Here is a 16,979-nt window from a genome sequence, read left to right on the forward strand (position 1 = left end):
GCCTAATCTGGAGCAGGAAGATCCAGACCTTTAGATTCTTTCAGGGAAGAAGAAAGAGAAGAAAAACGCAAAAACCGACAATCAGAAATTTCTTGATTCGATATTTTGGTTCAAATATTGTTTCAAAAAAAACATAATACGTCAACAAAATATCTTATTATGATAATTAATATATTTTTATTGCACTTTTTTAGTTCAATTTTGGATAATTTAATCCTCTCAGTGAAATATCGCTGCAAGATGATAGGCAATTTGTTATAAAGAATCTTCGGTTCGTTTCCTCAGTATGATTTAGTGAAGTAGTTCATCATGGCGCTTTCAAGTTTTGGTAAGATATTGACAGTTCTCGACTTATTTTCGGTTCATCGTCCCGTCATTAATGTCGATACGATTTGTGATGAGCTGGGCTTGTCAAAACCGACGGGTTATCGCTATTTAAAGGAGTTGGTGTCGAGCGAAATTTTACAGCGCATCAGTGGCACTTCAGGTGACTATACGCTGGGCCCTAAAATTGCGGTCATGGATTACATTTCTCGTACCACCGACCCAATTGTACAAATCAGCAGCCCATTTATGCGCGAAATTGCCGAACGAACCGAACTGTGCTGCTTACTGACCCACTTGAACCGTGATTATTGTATCGATGTCCATCACGAAGTGTTTCGAAACGCCGACTTACTGTCTTATGGTCGTGGCTGTCCACGCCCGGTCTATATGGGGTCTTCACCTAAAGTCATTATGGCGCAGCTCAGCAAACGCCAGATTCAAGATTACTATCAGCGCTTTTCTGGCCAGTTGGCCGATGTCGATTTTGCCCATGACGAAGAAGGCTTCTTACAGCGCATGAAAAAAATCAAAAAAGATGGCTATTATATTTCTCACGGCGAGCTCAATCCGTTGGTAACCGGGCTTTCAGTTCCGATCAAATTTGCCAACAGCAAAGAATCGCCCATGGCACTGACCTTGGTGGCCTCCAAAAATCGCTTTGAATTTATCAATATCGAAAAACTGATTGAGATTTTGCAAACCAACGCCGTTCAAATTGAGCAGAAATTTTTGGCTTTGTCTCAAATTGAACACCCCTAAGCGACTGTCATCATCTACAGTGATCTAATCCTTTAAAGCAGAAATTGGCGAAAGGTCAGGTTGATTCGTGGCTGTATAACTTTTTGTGATTTCATGAGCGCATGTTGCCAGTGCTGCTGGGTTTGCCCCCGCATCACGATCAATTGCCCCGATTGCAAATGCAACTCGACTTTTTCCTTGCTCTGCATATGCCGGAAACAAAATTTCCGTGTTGCACCAAAACTCAGTGATGCAATGGTGGTTTCTTTGGCCAGCGACATATCGCCATCACTGTGCCATGCCATTCCCTGTGTGCCTTCTTCATAACGATTGGCCAAGCACGAATTAAAGCACTCTGACAGCAACTGCTCAAGGCGATGCTTGAGTTTTAGGAGTTCAGGGTCCCAAGTCAATGCATCTCGAATCACGCCCGAGTAGCTGTAGCGATAGTGTCGATCGCCATACCACGCCACCTGTCTTGCGGTCACAAAGTGCTTACCATACAGCTTGGCTTCATCATGACGCCAGTGTAAGTGCTGTAACAAATACTGAAAATAAGCGTCGGCTTCATCAGGGCTAAAAATACACCCGTAGTCTTGTACATCACCATCGTAAGGCAATATATTCTGCCGCGGCTCAGGAGCGAATAAATCCAAGGTCATGTGTCATCTCACCATTGCAAGCTCTGTAGATAGCAATGCTAATTTACGTGATGTGTGCCAGTGGTACTCCCCGACAACGCCCGACGCGCGAATCACCCGATGGCAGGGAATCAGATAAGCAATTGGATTTTTAGCAATTGCACTGGCCACGGCCCGAACGGCCGAAGGTTGTCCCATATGTTCAGCCACTTGCTGATAGCTGTAAAGTTGCCCTGCTGGAATCTTCAGGAGCGCTTCCCATACTTTCAGCTGAAAAGGCGTACCACGTAAACGCAGCGGAATTTTCTGAGACAGGCTGACGCTTAAATCACCACAAATCCACTGTGCGATTTGTGTGTGCCAGTGGCGCGAATGGGCTTGAAAACGCGCGTATGGATATTGCTGTGCCAACGTTGTGAGTGGACACGCTGATTGTTCATTAAGTACAAACTGGACAGAACAAACACCACGCGCACTACTGGCAATAAAAATATCGCCAAAGGGCGTCGCCTCATAAGAGTAATCAATCTCGATGTTATGACCTAGTTGCTTAAACTCTCCTGGAGATACACCTTCAAGATGCACAAATAAATCATGCAGGCGACCAGTACCGGATAATCCAGTCTCTAGGGCAGTTTCGAGCACCGAATGCTGTTGCAAGAGCAAGGCTTTGGCATGTTGTACACTGATGTACTGAATAAATTTTTTGGGGCTAATGCCAACCCATGCCTGAAACTGGCGCTGCAAATAACTGCTACTCCAGCCAACCTGAGCGGCAGCTTCTTCAAGGCTGGGCTGTTGTGATGCATGGCTATATAAATACGCAATCACCTCGGCAATCACCGTAAACTGCGCTGTCGATAAAGTTTTCATCGCACTCTTCTCCTGCTCTTGAAGTACTTTATCTCAGCTTGGTGCAAGCAATCGACCCGATTCTTGCACTTGGCCATAAAAAAACCTTTCACGAAGAAAGGTCTTTAATTTAAGGCTGTTTCAGATACGGCCATGCGGCACGCAGATAAATAAACATCGACCATAAAGTCAGGATAACCGCGGTATAAAGCAAGGCATACGCCAGTAAATCTAGTGGCTTCCAGTTGAGCAGAAATACACTGATCGCAATCATTTGAAACGCTGTTTTATATTTCCCTACCGTCGACACTGCAACATTGGTTCTGGCGCCTAGCTCGGCCATCCATTCACGTAGCGCCGATACGGTAATCTCTCTGGAAATGATGACAATTGCTGCAAAGGCCATAGAAATGGTAGGTTGCCATTGCACCAGAACAATCAGCGCCGATGCCACCATGAGCTTGTCTGCCACCGGATCCAGAAAACGACCAAACGCCGAAGTCTGATTCAGCGCGCGCGCCAAATAGCCGTCGAACCAGTCGGTCACTGCCGCCAAAATAAAAATCGCGGTCAGCACGATATGCCGTAAAAAACTCCCCTCATGAAAATTCACCCCAATGGCTGGTGGCCAATAGGCCAACATCAAAAATACCGGGATTAGGGCGATTCGAGCAAGTGTTAAAATATTTGGGATATTCAGGATTCGACCTGTTGTCATAGACACCGCCTGTGAGGCCCCTCATTAGATCATGCCAATATGGCAAATTAAGGTTTCATGCATGTTTAACTACCGCCAACTTTATACGAAATGTGTCACAGTGTCGACTACGCAAAGACAGTAACGGTCTGTCTAGATATCGCAATTAACCGGTTTTGTGCATCCCACAAGTGCGCATATTCGGTGGCATAACCAAACGCGGCGTGCTGCGTCACCACTTTATATTTAAACCAGTCATGTAAAGCATATTCAATCGGGCGAACAAAACTTAAGTGCCAAGTCAGCGAGCTGGCCGGTGCAATTTGCTGAAACATCGGCAATACCCCTGGTGGCCAGATATCCATTAAAATCAATAGGTCGGCCACATTAAATGCACGTTCAGCATGTAGCTCAGGGTCAAATCGGCACCATCCACCAAAATCGGGCAGTTTATTGCTAATCGGATAATGCCCTTCGGCCCAGCGTAAATCAAACTGCTGATAGCATTCGGGCATTAAGGGCACGTAAGGCATTCGTGAGAGTTGCGCTGGCAACAAATAATCGGGAGCTTCTGGTAACTGATGCACCACAATTTCAGACGAACGCGGCTCGCCAAAACTTGCCAGCAAAATACTTTGAACCGCACCTGCCTGCCACAGTCGTACTTCAATGGTCGTGACCGACTTTCCCTTACGCAAGATCTCGGCAGTTAACTGTGCCGCACCCTCCTTCACTGGCCCGACGAAGGTTACACTGCAACTTAAAACTTGTTGATGTGGATTGGCAACCACATCCAGTGCATTTTGCATTAATAGACCGGCAACCAGTCCACCGTAGACGGTACGTCCCTGCGACCAGCCCGATGAAATCTGAATATCCTTGCGGTGATTCACTTGTGGTGATGCATCGTTTAGCAACATAAGTTCACTCTTGTTTTTTCTTCGCTGCTATTGTGACCGATTTTAAACAAACTAAAATGGGAGATGACCCAAGAGTCACTGATGCTTTTGGTCAATTTACTCGTGCAAAATCTTATAAATGGTACGGGCCATAGATGGACCCAGCCCCGGAACCAAGGTGAGTTCTTTTTCAGAGGCCTTGAGTACACCCTGAATGCCGCCAAAATGCGTGAGCAAATCACGACGGCGCTTCGGCCCTAAGCCCGGAATAGCTTCAAGTACCGACGATGCGCGTCGCTTATCACGTTTGGCGCGATGGCGCGTAATCGCAAAGCGGTGCGCTTCATCACGCACCTGCTGAATCAAATGCAGTGCTTTATGGTCTTCTGGAAGTTGAATTTTGCTGCCATCGGTAAAATGCAGGGTTTCCAGACCAGGTTTACGCCCCTCGCCTTTTGAAACGCCAATCATAAAAGCATCTAGCCCCAACTGCTGCATCACTTCCATGGCCATATGTAACTGTCCCTTCCCCCCATCAATCAGCAATAAATCGGGCAACAAATTCTTTTTATAGCGCCGCGTGAGCGCCTGACGCATGGCCGCATAGTCATCACCAGCGGTAATATCTTCAATGGAAAACTGACGATAATCGCGTTTACGTGCACCGCCTTGATCGAAGACCACACATGAGGCAATCGTCGCTTCGCCCATGGTATGGCTAATATCAAAACATTCAATTCGATCGATCGGACGCCCAACCACCTGTTCAAGCTGATAAAAGCGCTCATTCAGCTCTAGATGATTACTGAGCTGGCCTTTAATGGCATGCTGCACATTCATCACAGCCAGTTCTTGCCATTCAGCTCGGGTTTCACGCACCTTGTGCTTGATCTGGATTTTCTTACCAAATTCGGTCTGAAATGCCTGCTCCAGCTCTTTTTTATCCGGCAACTCCATATTCACAATTAATTCTACCGGAATTTCATCGGCCACCTGAAAGTAAAAGTTGGCCATAAAATCACTGAGCATTTGTCCCAGATCATCACTGAGCATATCCGGAAAATAACTTTTTCCACCAAGCATGCGTCCATTGCGGACGTGCATGATTTGCACACAGGTCACGCCAGCCTGAAAGGCAATCGCCAAAATATCGGCCTCACCTTTAATTTTAAACACCGCCTGCTGTGCCTGCACTTCACGCAGCAACCCCAGTCGATCGCGATAAAATACTGCCTTTTCAAATGCCAGTTGCTCGGCTGCCTCTTCCATTTTGGCAATCAGCTCTTGATTCAGCTCTTTGGTATCGCCTTGTAAAAACCGAATCGAGTTTTCGACATCTTGTTTATAGTCTTCAGGTGAAATCAGCCCCACACACGGTGCCGAACATCGCTTGATCTGATACTGCAAACACGGCCGTTTACGCTGTGCAAAATAGCTATTTTCGCACTGGCGTACATTAAATAGTTTTTGTAACACCAGTAATGTATCGCGGGCACTATAGGCACTCGGGTAAGGCCCAAAAAACTTGCCGATTTGATGTTTGCCTTTGCCACGACCACTGGCAATCCGCGGATACGGTTTGTCGCTCGAAACAAAAATGTACACATAGGATTTATCGTCGCGCAGCATGATATTGTAAGGCGGACGATGCTGTTTAATCAGGTTTTGTTCAAGCAGAAGCGCTTCGGTTTCCGAACGCGTGACCAAAGTCTCGATATCATAGATACGCGCCACCAATGCCTGCGTTTTGGGGTGCTCAATGGTTTTGACAAAATAGCTGGAGACACGGTTTTTCAGATTTTTAGCTTTACCCACGTAAAGCAGTTCGCCGTCTTTACCCAACATGCGATACACCCCAGGCAATTGGGTCATGTTGGCGAGCAGTTTTTCAATATGTGGACGCGCGTTTGAATTCACAATCATGGTCTTAGCTAAAGGTCAGACTGTTAATGTGACGGTTCCATACGTTGTTTTCAAGCCATCACTGTAAATCAGATCATAACGCGTGCTTAAACTGATCTAAGACTCAAGACGGTAATATGTGTATTTCAAATCTTTTTCTTTATATACCGCATAGTTTTTTTGACGGAAATCTGAAATCCAGCCATTGCCCGTATAACCGGCAATGTGACCATAAACATGATCGCCTGTACGCTGAATGATATAAATATCGCCCGGTTGCGGATGACCAAAAGCCGGTTTAATCTTTTTATAGCCGTTTTTTTCTAAAGTATGTCCCCAGTCCGATGCAGCGACAGGATGTTTGGATACATCGGCACCTGCCGTTTGCAAGGCAATGCGGATATTGCGTGCACATTTTTTCTTGCTATGGCGCGCGGAAATACTTTCAAGCTTATGGGAAAATTTATGTAAATCGATATCGCGGCTGACATGCTTTTTATGATGCCCTGCGCTATGCGTACTATGGCTTTTACGATGTGTGGTACTTGAATGGCTACTTTGCGTTTTATGTGCTGCATGATGCGACGCAGATTTTTTATGCGTCGTCTGCGGGCGAGCGTGATGATGTACATTCGCACTTTTTTTTTCAGCCACCTGCACATGGTGAACATGGACTGCGTGATGAACATGAGCCATTGTAAAAACCTACTTCGAAGAACCACTTTTTCAAAACGGTGCCATTGTAGAACCAAACTTTATGAATTGAACTTTAATAGTTGTAACAATTTCTTGAGCCCGCGACGCGGTTCACACAACAGCCTTGAAGTGTGTACTTCAATAAAAAAACGCCCCGCAGGACGTTTGATTTTATCCCTTAAAACACATAAGGGCGTACGAAAATCAGGAAGAAAATACCCAGCATCAGCGCCCATTTCAGCACATAGTACAATTTGCGGTTTTTGGCTTTGAGTGCCTTGGCCTTGATTCGGATCTGATAAACATAACCAAAGGCTTTATTGAGGCCACCCGTTTTATCACCCGTTTCGTTCGGTGAGCTGGCTGCGGTCATCACGTTTTTACCAAACCAGTGGTTAAATTTTTCCATGAGACGGGTTTTGAGTGGGCGCTCTACATCGGCAAAGAAAATAATCCGGTTTTGGTCTGTGGTATTTTCAGCATAATGAATATAGGTTTCATCAAACACCACGCTTTCACCATCACGCCATGAATAACGCTGTCCATCGACATCGATAAAGCAACGATCATCATTGGGAGTGATCAAACCTAAATGGTAGCGTAATGAGCCAGCATAGGGATCACGATGGCGTACCAGACGGCTGTTTGGCGCCAGTTCAGTAAACATGGCCGCTTTAATCGTCGGTAAGGTTTTGAGTAGCGCCGTGGTTTTTGGGCACAGTTCTGCCGCCGATGGATGCGCAGAGTCGTACCATTTTAAATAAAAACGCTTCCAGCCTGTTTTAAAAAATGAATTAAAGCCTAAATCATTGTAGGTACTCGATGCTTTGATGCCACCTTGCTGATATAAGGCCTGTGCTTCATCGCGAATCATTTCCCAGTTTTCATCCAGCACTTTTAAATCTTTAAAATGTTGGGTATCGATATACGGCTGGTTGGGCACTTTTGAAAATAAGTACATCAAGAAATTAATCGGGGCAAGCAAAGTCGAATGGTCGAAAAACTGACGATAAAACGAATGTCGTACTTTACCGCGATGCTGGATATACAACGCTGATATCACAAAAATCGCCAATATGATCCACTTAATCATGAAGACCCACTCAAAAAAGATTGCGCGTATTTTAACAACTTATGTTTTGATCATCTACCCAATGTATCCTGCTCTGAATGAATGACTTTATAAAGGTAAAATCCAGCATAAAAAAATCCATTCAAAATGGCGAATTGACTTTATTGACAGTCTTATTACAAAAACACAACTTTTAAATTTGAGTGAAGACTAGGTTTAATGTACAAAATCACTTATAAAAAAATAGATAAATCATAGTGATAAAATTACTCAACACGAATATGTATGGGTTTTTAAGTATATTCACCCAAATGACCCGTGAAAAATAGGTGACCCTTGCGTCACGACTAGATACAACTTGTTAGATTCTTTTTCGATATAGTTATCGTAAGATTGACGAGGTATTTTCACTGTATAACGCAATATACACGTCACAACATCAACGTATAAATCCTCCAGAATAAAGGAGATCAGGCATGATCCACGCTGGCAATGCCATTACCGTCCAAATGCTTCAGGACGGAATTGCAGAATTCCGCTTTGACTTACAAGGTGAGTCAGTCAACAAGTTTAACCGTGCAACCCTAGACGATTTTAAAGCTGCCATCGAAGCAGTTAAAAACCATTCTGAAGTAAAAGGTTTGATCGTCACCAGCGGCAAATCGACCTTTATTGTAGGTGCCGACATTACCGAATTTGGCGATAACTTTGCACAGGGCGAAAGCGCGATTGTGGAGTGGGCTTTACCTGTTCATGAGATTTTTAACAGCTTTGAAGATCTAGACATCCCTAAAGTCGCTGCCATTAATGGCATGGCATTAGGTGGTGGCTTTGAAATGTGCTTGGTGTGCGATTACCGTGTGATGTCTGAAAGCGCACAGGTTGGTTTACCAGAAATCAAACTGGGAATTTTCCCGGGCTTTGGTGGTACCGTGCGTTTGAGCCGTTTGATCGGGATTGACAATGCAGTCGAATGGATTGCAATGGCCGCACCGAAAAAACCGGCCGCTGCTTTAAAAGATGGTGCTGTCGATGCCGTGGTCGCTGCCGACAAATTACAAGATGCTGCAATTGATCTGGTGAAACAAGCTCTCGCTGGACGTCTGAACTGGAAAGCCAAGCGTCAGGAAAAAATCGATCCAGTTAAACTGGCACCGCTTGAACAAATGATGGCGTTTAATACTGCGAAAGGTGCCGTTTTGGCCAAAGCCAATCCAGCGCAATACCCTGCACCTAAACTCATGATTGATTCATTGCAGGCCGGTGCAAGCCTCAGCCGTGATGATGCGCTGAAGGTTGAAGCAGAAGGCTTTGCCAAAGCTGCGGTCACTGCGCAAGCTGAAGCACTGATTGGTTTGTTCCTCAACGACCAAATCATCAAGAAAGTATCGAAAAAACACGAAAAAGGCGCGCACCCTGTTAATCAAGCTGCTGTATTGGGCGCCGGGATTATGGGCGGCGGGATTGCCTATCAAGCTGCCAGCAAAGGCACGCCAATTATCATGAAAGATATTGGGAACCCTCAGCTCGCGCTTGGAATGTCAGAAGCCAACAACCTGTTAACCAAACAAGTTGAACGCAAAAAAATGAAGCCGGCTCAAATGGGTGAAACACTGGCGCGAATTCGTCCAAGCTTGAGCTACGACGAGTTTAAAGACGTCGATATCGTGATTGAAGCGGTGACCGAAAATCCAAAAATCAAGGAAGCGGTACTGGCCGACACCGAAGCCAAAGTCCGTGATAACACCATTCTTGCCTCAAATACCTCGACCATTTCGATTACACGTTTGGCCAAAGCGTTAAAGCGTCCGGAAAATTTTGTCGGTATGCACTTTTTCAATCCGGTGCACATGATGCCACTGGTCGAAGTCATCCGGGGTGAACAAACCTCCGATGAAGCGGTTGCAACGACCGTTGTTCTGGCACAAAAAATGGGCAAAACCCCAATTGTGGTGAATGACTGTCCGGGTTTCTTGGTCAACCGTGTGTTGTTCCCGTACTTTGGTGCATTTGATTTGTTACTTAAAGACGGTGCAGATTTCCAGCAAATCGACAAAGTTATGGAAAAATTTGGCTGGCCAATGGGCCCTGCTTACCTGATGGATGTGGTGGGGATCGATACGGGTGTGCACGGCGCCGAAGTAATGGCAGAAGGCTTCCCTGACCGTATGAAACCAGACTTTAAAGGTTCAATCCAGACCATGTACGAAGCCAAACGTCTGGGCCAGAAAAATGATGTCGGCTTTTATAAGTATGAACTCGACAAAAAAGGCAAGAAAGCCAAAACGGTTGACCCAAGCGCCTATGAAGTGATTGCATCGGTTGTGACAAGTGAAAAACACGAGTTTGATCCGCAAGAAATCATTGACCGCATGATGCTGGCACTGTGTAACGAAACGGTTCGTTGCCTCGAAGACAACATCGTCGCCACTCCTGCTGAAGCGGATATGGCCATGATTATGGGCATTGGCTTCCCGCCGTTCCGTGGTGGCCCATGCCGCTATATCGATCAGACTGGCGTGCCAGAATACGTTGCGCTTTGCAACAAATATGCACATCTCGGCAAAGCGTACGAAGCACCGCAAATGCTGCGCGATATGGCTGAAAACAACAAGAAATTTTACGGTTAAGGGAGCAACGTGAATGACTACTTTAAATCCACGTGACGTTGTGATTGTTGATGGTGTTCGTTCTGCCATGGGCAAATCTAAAAACGGGATGTTCCGAAATGTACGTGCCGACAGCCTATCTGCAGAATTGGTACGTGCGCTGGTTGCACGTAACCAATTTGATGTCAATGAAGTAGAAGACTTGATCTGGGGCTGTGTGAATCAGACACTCGAACAAGGGATGAACATTGCCCGTAATATTGGTCTATTGGCCGATTTGCCTAAAACGGTTGCAGGGCAAACCGTCAACCGTTTGTGCGGTTCATCGATGCAGGCAATTCATACTGCGGCGGCGCAAATTGCCACCAACCAAGGTGATATCTTTATCATTGGGGGTGTCGAGCATATGGGCCACGTCGGTATGATGCATGGTATCGATCTTAACCCAGAAGCCTCGAAGCACTATGCCAAAGCATCCAACATGATGGGCTTAACTGCAGAAATGCTCGGACGCATGAACGGTATTACCCGTGAAGAGCAAGATGCGTTTGGTGTAGAGTCACACCGCCGTGCTTGGGCTGCGACGCAAGAAGGTCGTTTTAAACATGAAATTGTGGGTGTTGAAGGCCACGATGCCAATGGCTTTAAAATCCTTTGCGACATCGATGAAGTGATTCGTCCAGATGCCAACTTAGAAGCATTTAAGGCGTTGCGTCCTGTATTCGATCCGAAAGGCGGCACCGTAACAGCAGCCACATCATCTGCATTGTCTGATGGTGCCTCTGCGATGCTCTTGATGTCGGCAGAACGTGCGCAAGCCCTCGGCTTAAAACCGCGTGCCGTGATTCGCTCAATGGCGGTTGCTGGCTGTGACGCAGCAATCATGGGTTATGGCCCTGTGCCAGCCACTCAAAAAGCACTCAAACGTGCGGGCTTGAGCATGGCAGATATTCAGACCATCGAATTGAATGAAGCTTTTGCTGCTCAGGGTCTTTCGGTCATGAAAGGTTTGGGTGTGTATGAAAAGCAAGACATCATCAACTTAAACGGTGGTGCGATTGCACTGGGCCATCCTTTAGGCTGCTCGGGTGCGCGTATTACCACTACCCTACTGAATGTGATGGAACAACAAGACACGCAAATTGGTCTTGCCACCATGTGTATCGGTTTGGGCCAAGGCATCGCGACCATTATCGAACGTGTTTAATATGACTTTCAAATAAAAGAAAAACCCCGCAAATTGCGGGGTTTTTTATGCCCGTAGCATATGATGTAAGCGTTTGACCAATGCTGGAAACGTAGTGTAACCATCTTCTGCCAGAAAATGTCCCGCGTGTGCAATTTGTTCATATGGTATATTCAGCTCCAGCGCCAAGCGAATACTCCACTCTGGAGGGACATAAGCATCATGATCCGACAAATACATATAGGCGCCAGCCCTGAGTTGAAGAGTTTGCGGAATCTGTTGACTCTGCGCAACATAATCATCTAGTTCTGGTAATGCGGGTAAAGCTTCTCGAAAGCCAGAAACCAGCAACATTCCTCCCAAATACTGTATTTGGTGCCGATGAAAAAAATGCAACAGACTGATAACTCCCAAACTATGCGCGACAAAGAATGTAGTGTCATCAATTTTAGGGATGTGATGGTCAAGCGTGCCTTGCCATGCCTTTACATCTGGATAAGCTGAATCTGGAAAGTGAATTAAGGTAACTTGTGTGTGATCACCATTTAACTGATTTTTAATATCTTGAAACCAATGATCCTCTGGTGAGGCAGAGTAACCATGAAGTACATATACATGTTGCATGAGCTGCTCCTTAACTCAATCAATTTGCATCTTTTAACTGCTGATCAAGCGCAGCCATATTGCGCTTTCTAATACTCTCAATTTTGGCATTGAGGCGTAATACATCCTGATATAACTGATTAAACGCCTTCACCTGCGCGGTGTCTCGAAACAGAATTTTTTTGCCGTTTCGTTCCCATGCATGGGTTTTTAAAATGGCAAACATGGCATCGGCTTTATCTAGAATCTGCATTTCCAGCAAGAAAATGGCATGATCCTGATCGACTTTCTGGTTACTGCCAAGTTTCTTTTCTAGCAAAATCCGCATATCTGGTTCTACCGACAAGGTTTTGGCCTCGGCCAGAAAAGCTTGATGAATCTGTTCATATTGATTTTGATACAGCACGGATGCCTGCCGAACATCATTGAGCATCTTTTGTGTTTGCGCATACTGCTGTTTCTGATCTTGCTCAAGCCGTGTCACATCTAAAAAGGTATCCCACTGGGCTGCCTTGAGGGCACGTAAATAAGCATTACGTGCATTGATGTTTTGTACCCAGTAATTCAGTAAAAACTCGGAAATCTTTTTATAATTTCCCGCCAATCGGCGATCATGAATATCTAGTTGTACAGGCTTAGACCAGTCTTGTGCCTGATCATAAAGCAGCGCCATTTTTTCAGACATGACCTGATCAAACATCTGACTGGTGTCTTTGAGCTGTTGCTGTTGAATATAGTGATAAGAAAAAAAACCAAGGGACAGGATCACAATCAGGATTGCGATGATGATCTGAAAACGGCGCATACTCCACTCCTTCATCTTGTTGTTGTTGATTGCTCGCTGTTGTTATTGATACGTGATCATTTCATAAAATGGGTGTATTGCATACGACGCAACAGGCAATTACATCTTTATGCCTTTATCTCTGATTATTTCATGCTTATGATGGAGAATCTGTGATTTTTTGAGATGTTACTATGCGCGTAGATATTTGGTCCGATGTGGTCTGCCCATTTTGTTATATTGGTAAAAAACGCCTTGAGCATGTGGCTGCCGAAGCTGGAGTGGAACTGGACATTCACTGGCATAGTTTTGAGCTTGATCCAGATGCACCCGCACATCACGACACCTCAAATACCGAACGCTTGGCCAAAAAATACGGTCGAAGTGTCGAGGAGATGCAACAGATGCAGCAAAACATTGCGCAAATGGCAGCCGAGGAAGGGATTGATTTTCAATGGCAAAAAGCCAACTCTGGCAATAGCTTCGATGCGCATCGCATCATTCACCTGGCGCAAAGCAAAGGCTTGGGCAATCAGGCCAAGGAAGCCTTTTTTCACGCTTACATGACCGAAGGTTTATCGATTGGCGAACGCGAAGTGGTTGAAGAGATTGCATCACGGATCGGCTTAGATCATGCCGAGGTCGAATACGTACTGCAAAGTGACGAGTTGGCTGACTTTGTTCGTCACGATGAGAAAATCGCGCATGAGCAACTGAATATTTCAGGTGTTCCTTTTTTTGTGTTCGATCAAAAATTTGCACTTTCAGGTGCACAGCCGCGTGAAGTTTTTCTGCAAGTTCTCAATCAGAGCTTGGCACAAACTGAACAGCAATCGCCAACAGATGCCAATACCTGCTCAGATGAAAAATGTGATACAAATCACTAATCAAATTTGTGGTGTAGCACATTTCACGATTATTGAACAATTATTAAGCAAAACTGCAATGCAGCGTTGCAAAAATATGACTATACATGGCAGAACTTTCTTTTTAAGATACAACTCTTGAATTTATTGTATTCATGCGCTGTAGTTTCTTATTTTGCTCTCGATCATTGAGAACTTTTTCTTAAAAAAGCCTTCTAGGGATTAGAAGGCTTTTTTATTGCATTTTTATTACATAGCTTAACGTGAATTACCAAGAGATCTGCTGTTGTAATCAAACATTGTCATTTTTAACTGAAGCCCTTGCGAACTTAACATGTTCACCACACGCACACCCTGCTTTTGTGTTTAGATGAATGTTTAAGCAATATGATTCGTTCGCTTTGGCGCGATATCGAATCAAATCTGTATTTTAAACAAGAGGGATAAACAATGACGACATTAGAGAATCAAGACACAGCACGCCCACTTAATTCTGTTGAACCATCTGATCAACCGGAGCAACCTGTAGCGAAGAAAACATCTCGCTTTTCTCCAACGGTTAAAGGTGCTGTGATTGGTGCTGTTGCAGGCAGTGTCCTGCCAGTATTTGGTACATTTAGCGGTGCCCTGATTGGGGGAGTTGCAGGTAAACTCTATTCTCGACGCTGTGCTAAAACAGCTTAATCATAATCAATGATTGTGTTTAATCATCATATTTATTTCATGATCAATATGCCCTTCAAATGAGGGGCATTTTTCTATGCGTATCAAGCAACCTTTTGATTAAAGCCTGAATCATGCTTGAGTTAAAGAGGCTTATGTTATTAAATTTATTTTATTTTGTTGATTGTCTTGATTTTACATGCCAAATCAACAACAGTGACCAGTATAAGTTTGATAATAACGATTTGATACATGATGAAAACACAACAAAAAGCATGGATTTTCGGGGCGGTTTCAACGTGTTTGATTGGTGCCGGCCTTCCATCTGCTTGGGCCGAAAGTACCGTAACCAGCACAGCCAGCGCTGACTTGGTTTTACCGAGTAATCCAGACATTCCTCCCACCTCAGTGGCCTATCCAGTCGAACTTCGGCAATTAAATCAAAGTAATGAAAAGAATCTTCTGGATTATATTCCGGCATGGGTAGATGCCATGCCGACCATGTTGCCGAAGGAATCCGATCAGGTCATGGTGCCGTCAGTGAACGAAACCGAAAACAAAACCTGGGTGGATCGTAAGCAAAAACAAATTCGCGATTGGGCTGATCATACTTCAGTTAAAATTGATGACTGGTTTGGTGATATCGACCCCAATAAACCCGCCAATGCCACGCTACGTGTGATGCTGGATAATTACTGGGATAAATATAACGGCTTCGAAGTCAAACCACGTATTCGAGGTAAAATTAAGCTTCCCACTTTAGAACGTCGCTTTAGTGTGGTGTTTGGGGATGAGTCGCTCGATAACGAGTTTGAAAATAACATTGCCAATACTAACATCGAACCCAATGCCGATAACAAGCGCCTCGATACCCGCCAGACCAGAGACAACAACAGTTCCATTGCTCTGCGCTGGTCAGATTTTGCGAAAAAGCTTCCCTTTGAAACCGATGCCGATTTAGGGATTCGCTCAGGCGATGACATTTATGTCAGACTTAAAGCCAAACGCGCGTGGGTATTACGTAATGATTTTTCATTTTATGCCGAACAAATCTATCGCTACGGTATCGACAGCAAAAACTATTTCCGAACCAACTTAGAACTCACCCATGCTCGCCCAAACGAAGCTTTTTTGTCGAATCAATTTAGCCTAACACATGCCGATGAACAAGAAGATGACTGGTGGTGGGACAACCGCCTGTTTCGTCAGCATCAGTTTTTTGCCAATCAGCGATTTAACTATGGCATTTATATGGGCGGCTATTACAACGACAACGATTTACGCCTCAATAGCTGGGGACCGTTTATGTCATGGCGTCAACCGGTATGGCGGGAGTGGTTTTATGTGCAAGGTGATCTCAATTACCTCAATGATCATCGTGAAGATCGTAGTCATTATCTGAGTACCTTTGTACGATTGGAAGCTATTTTTTAAGTCGATGTACTGGCTGCCAAATACAGTTTAATTTGGCAGTGATATAGCTGAGTAATGGTCTGAGCTTAAAGCATTTATTAAGCTTGATTGCCTATAGTGTGCCGTTCATGATTTATGTTTTTTTAAACGATGACTCAACGGCATGTGATCTCTTTAAGTTTTATCACAATGGGCATGCTCAGCATTTACTACGGCATGCAATTGCTGAGTAATGGTTCGTCTTTAAAGTATCTTTTGGTCAGGTCTTCTGATCAGCACTGCGAAACCGAAAGCAACGCATCAGTGTCTGAGGTTGCATCGTCTTTTGAAGATCCTCAAGTTTTAAATCAACGTTTACTTGAAGTCTTTGGACAAGATTCATTGTGGCAACGCACGCAGCAGCATTATGCGCAGCCCGTCAAACGCTTTGGCAAAACCAAAAAGAACTCAAAAACACATCGGGCCGAGTCGACCGCACCCAACCCTTTTTCAGCCAGTTGGTCGACACTTTCAAGCTTATTGCCTTTTTCCAATGATCTCGATTTGGGTGCAAATTCAAGTTCAGATGTCTATGTCCAGTTTCTGGCTAAAAAGAAATGGATATTGATGCATCATTTAGATTTAGATACCGAGCAAGTATTCCGCTACGGTTCGAGCAGTAAAAATTACAGTGAAACCAATCTGAATCTCAAACAAAAATTAAGCGACAGCACGCTATTTGCCAGCCAGTTTAATGTGACCAAAACACAGGATGAAGATTTTACATGGCGTAATACCACCTTTCATCAGCTCAGTTTAAGCGGTAAAGATAAAGTGACCTATGGTGTATTAACCTCAGGAATTTATGAAAAACAGAAGAAAGATGTACTTCTGAGCCAATGGGGCCCTTATTTGTCTTGGCGACGCCCGTTATGGCGTAACTGGTTATTTATGCAAAATGATCTGAATTATACCGATGATCTGACCGATCAAAATGGCTATCACTTTAGTTATCAAATGAGTTTTGAGGCCAATTTTTAGTATAGATGAGA

Annotated in this window: 16 protein-coding genes; 7 read left to right on the top strand and 9 right to left on the bottom strand. The window is 44.7% G+C overall.

Translation table 11 applies throughout. The annotated features are described in order from the left end of the window. Positions 1-309 precede the first annotated feature (309 nt). Entirely contained in the window at positions 310-1,086 is a 777-nt protein-coding gene (locus QLG00_RS05575; RefSeq protein WP_025095291.1) for an IclR family transcriptional regulator C-terminal domain-containing protein, read from the top strand. A gap of 32 nt (positions 1,087-1,118) precedes the next feature. Here QLG00_RS05575 and QLG00_RS05580 read toward each other — a convergent pair whose 3' ends face one another. From QLG00_RS05580 to lpxO, 7 genes are all read right to left on the bottom strand, one after another. Continuing rightward, on the bottom strand, positions 1,119-1,727 hold the full coding sequence (locus tag QLG00_RS05580; protein WP_282470637.1) for an alpha-ketoglutarate-dependent dioxygenase AlkB: 609 nt from the start codon (positions 1,725-1,727) through the stop codon (positions 1,119-1,121). A gap of 3 nt (positions 1,728-1,730) precedes the next feature. Continuing rightward, positions 1,731-2,579 carry a methylated-DNA--[protein]-cysteine S-methyltransferase gene (locus tag QLG00_RS05585; protein WP_119025684.1) on the bottom strand — a complete coding sequence of 283 codons (849 nt, stop codon included), beginning with the start codon at positions 2,577-2,579 and terminating at the stop codon, positions 1,731-1,733. Between the two features lie 109 nt (positions 2,580-2,688). Beyond that, positions 2,689-3,276 (bottom strand): CDP-diacylglycerol--glycerol-3-phosphate 3-phosphatidyltransferase, encoded by a 588-nt coding sequence (pgsA, locus tag QLG00_RS05590; protein ID WP_004932427.1) that lies wholly within the window; start codon positions 3,274-3,276, stop codon positions 2,689-2,691. A gap of 107 nt (positions 3,277-3,383) precedes the next feature. Then, complete coding sequence (locus QLG00_RS05595) at positions 3,384-4,175, bottom strand: thioesterase family protein (RefSeq protein ID WP_004932425.1); 792 nt, start codon at positions 4,173-4,175, stop codon at positions 3,384-3,386. 96 nt (positions 4,176-4,271) lie between these two features. Further along, a complete protein-coding gene (gene uvrC / locus QLG00_RS05600) occupies positions 4,272-6,071 on the bottom strand; it encodes an excinuclease ABC subunit UvrC (protein ID WP_034435207.1) in 1,800 nt (599 codons plus the stop codon). Positions 6,072-6,173: 102 nt separating this feature from the next. Further along, the gene (locus QLG00_RS05605) at positions 6,174-6,752 is read right to left on the bottom strand and encodes a CHAP domain-containing protein (RefSeq protein ID WP_149929803.1); all 579 of its coding nucleotides are present in this window, start codon (positions 6,750-6,752) and stop codon (positions 6,174-6,176) included. Between the two features lie 178 nt (positions 6,753-6,930). Further along, positions 6,931-7,845, bottom strand: a complete 915-nt coding sequence (lpxO, locus tag QLG00_RS05610) for a lipid A hydroxylase LpxO (RefSeq protein ID WP_004932417.1) — start codon at positions 7,843-7,845, stop codon at positions 6,931-6,933. Between the two features lie 455 nt (positions 7,846-8,300). On the opposite strand from lpxO, the gene fadB reads away from it, so the two are divergent. Together fadB and fadA are read left to right on the top strand one after the other, a co-directional pair. Beyond that, on the top strand, positions 8,301-10,454 hold the full coding sequence (fadB, locus tag QLG00_RS05615) for a fatty acid oxidation complex subunit alpha FadB (protein WP_282470638.1): 2,154 nt from the start codon (positions 8,301-8,303) through the stop codon (positions 10,452-10,454). A 13-nt stretch (positions 10,455-10,467) separates the two neighbouring features. After that, positions 10,468-11,640 carry an acetyl-CoA C-acyltransferase FadA gene (gene fadA / locus QLG00_RS05620; RefSeq protein ID WP_004944028.1) on the top strand — a complete coding sequence of 391 codons (1,173 nt, stop codon included), beginning with the start codon at positions 10,468-10,470 and terminating at the stop codon, positions 11,638-11,640. Between the two features lie 45 nt (positions 11,641-11,685). Here fadA and QLG00_RS05625 read toward each other — a convergent pair whose 3' ends face one another. Together QLG00_RS05625 and QLG00_RS05630 are read right to left on the bottom strand one after the other, a co-directional pair. Further along, positions 11,686-12,243, bottom strand: a complete 558-nt coding sequence (locus QLG00_RS05625) for an alpha/beta hydrolase (RefSeq protein WP_119025688.1) — start codon at positions 12,241-12,243, stop codon at positions 11,686-11,688. A 19-nt stretch (positions 12,244-12,262) separates the two neighbouring features. Beyond that, a complete protein-coding gene (locus tag QLG00_RS05630) occupies positions 12,263-13,027 on the bottom strand; it encodes a hypothetical protein (RefSeq protein WP_151868771.1) in 765 nt (254 codons plus the stop codon). 173 nt (positions 13,028-13,200) lie between these two features. Between QLG00_RS05630 and QLG00_RS05635 the strand changes: the two genes are divergently transcribed. From QLG00_RS05635 to QLG00_RS05650, 4 genes are all read left to right on the top strand, one after another. Further along, entirely contained in the window at positions 13,201-13,893 is a 693-nt protein-coding gene (locus QLG00_RS05635; RefSeq protein WP_212515105.1) for a DsbA family oxidoreductase, read from the top strand. A 429-nt stretch (positions 13,894-14,322) separates the two neighbouring features. Then, complete coding sequence (locus QLG00_RS05640; protein WP_282470639.1) at positions 14,323-14,556, top strand: DUF456 domain-containing protein; 234 nt, start codon at positions 14,323-14,325, stop codon at positions 14,554-14,556. A gap of 387 nt (positions 14,557-14,943) precedes the next feature. Continuing rightward, a complete protein-coding gene (locus tag QLG00_RS05645) occupies positions 14,944-15,969 on the top strand; it encodes a hypothetical protein (RefSeq protein ID WP_306307980.1) in 1,026 nt (341 codons plus the stop codon). Positions 15,970-16,098: 129 nt separating this feature from the next. Further along, positions 16,099-16,968: a selenocysteine synthase gene (locus QLG00_RS05650; RefSeq protein WP_282470640.1), complete on the top strand. Its 870-nt coding sequence runs from the start codon at positions 16,099-16,101 to the stop codon at positions 16,966-16,968. Positions 16,969-16,979 lie beyond the last annotated feature (11 nt).

It is taken from the genome of Acinetobacter sp. V89_7 (assembly GCF_029967895.1).
GTDB lineage: Bacteria > Pseudomonadota > Gammaproteobacteria > Pseudomonadales > Moraxellaceae > Acinetobacter > Acinetobacter soli.

What these genes read in the sequence shown, in the direction of transcription:
- QLG00_RS05635 (WP_212515105.1), top strand. Translation starts at nt 13,201, where the DNA reads ATGCGCGTAGATATTTGGTCCGATGTGGTCTGCCCATTTTGTTATATT.
- QLG00_RS05630 (WP_151868771.1), bottom strand. Translation starts at nt 13,027, where the DNA reads ATGCGCCGTTTTCAGATCATCATCGCAATCCTGATTGTGATCCTGTCC.
- QLG00_RS05625 (WP_119025688.1), bottom strand. Translation starts at nt 12,243, where the DNA reads ATGCAACATGTATATGTACTTCATGGTTACTCTGCCTCACCAGAGGAT.
- QLG00_RS05650 (WP_282470640.1), top strand. Translation starts at nt 16,099, where the DNA reads ATGACTCAACGGCATGTGATCTCTTTAAGTTTTATCACAATGGGCATG.
- pgsA (WP_004932427.1), bottom strand. Translation starts at nt 3,276, where the DNA reads ATGACAACAGGTCGAATCCTGAATATCCCAAATATTTTAACACTTGCT.
- QLG00_RS05640 (WP_282470639.1), top strand. Translation starts at nt 14,323, where the DNA reads ATGACGACATTAGAGAATCAAGACACAGCACGCCCACTTAATTCTGTT.
- lpxO (WP_004932417.1), bottom strand. Translation starts at nt 7,845, where the DNA reads ATGATTAAGTGGATCATATTGGCGATTTTTGTGATATCAGCGTTGTAT.
- QLG00_RS05585 (WP_119025684.1), bottom strand. Translation starts at nt 2,579, where the DNA reads ATGAAAACTTTATCGACAGCGCAGTTTACGGTGATTGCCGAGGTGATT.
- QLG00_RS05580 (WP_282470637.1), bottom strand. Translation starts at nt 1,727, where the DNA reads ATGACCTTGGATTTATTCGCTCCTGAGCCGCGGCAGAATATATTGCCT.
- QLG00_RS05575 (WP_025095291.1), top strand. Translation starts at nt 310, where the DNA reads ATGGCGCTTTCAAGTTTTGGTAAGATATTGACAGTTCTCGACTTATTT.
- QLG00_RS05595 (WP_004932425.1), bottom strand. Translation starts at nt 4,175, where the DNA reads ATGTTGCTAAACGATGCATCACCACAAGTGAATCACCGCAAGGATATT.
- fadB (WP_282470638.1), top strand. Translation starts at nt 8,301, where the DNA reads ATGATCCACGCTGGCAATGCCATTACCGTCCAAATGCTTCAGGACGGA.
- fadA (WP_004944028.1), top strand. Translation starts at nt 10,468, where the DNA reads ATGACTACTTTAAATCCACGTGACGTTGTGATTGTTGATGGTGTTCGT.
- QLG00_RS05605 (WP_149929803.1), bottom strand. Translation starts at nt 6,752, where the DNA reads ATGGCTCATGTTCATCACGCAGTCCATGTTCACCATGTGCAGGTGGCT.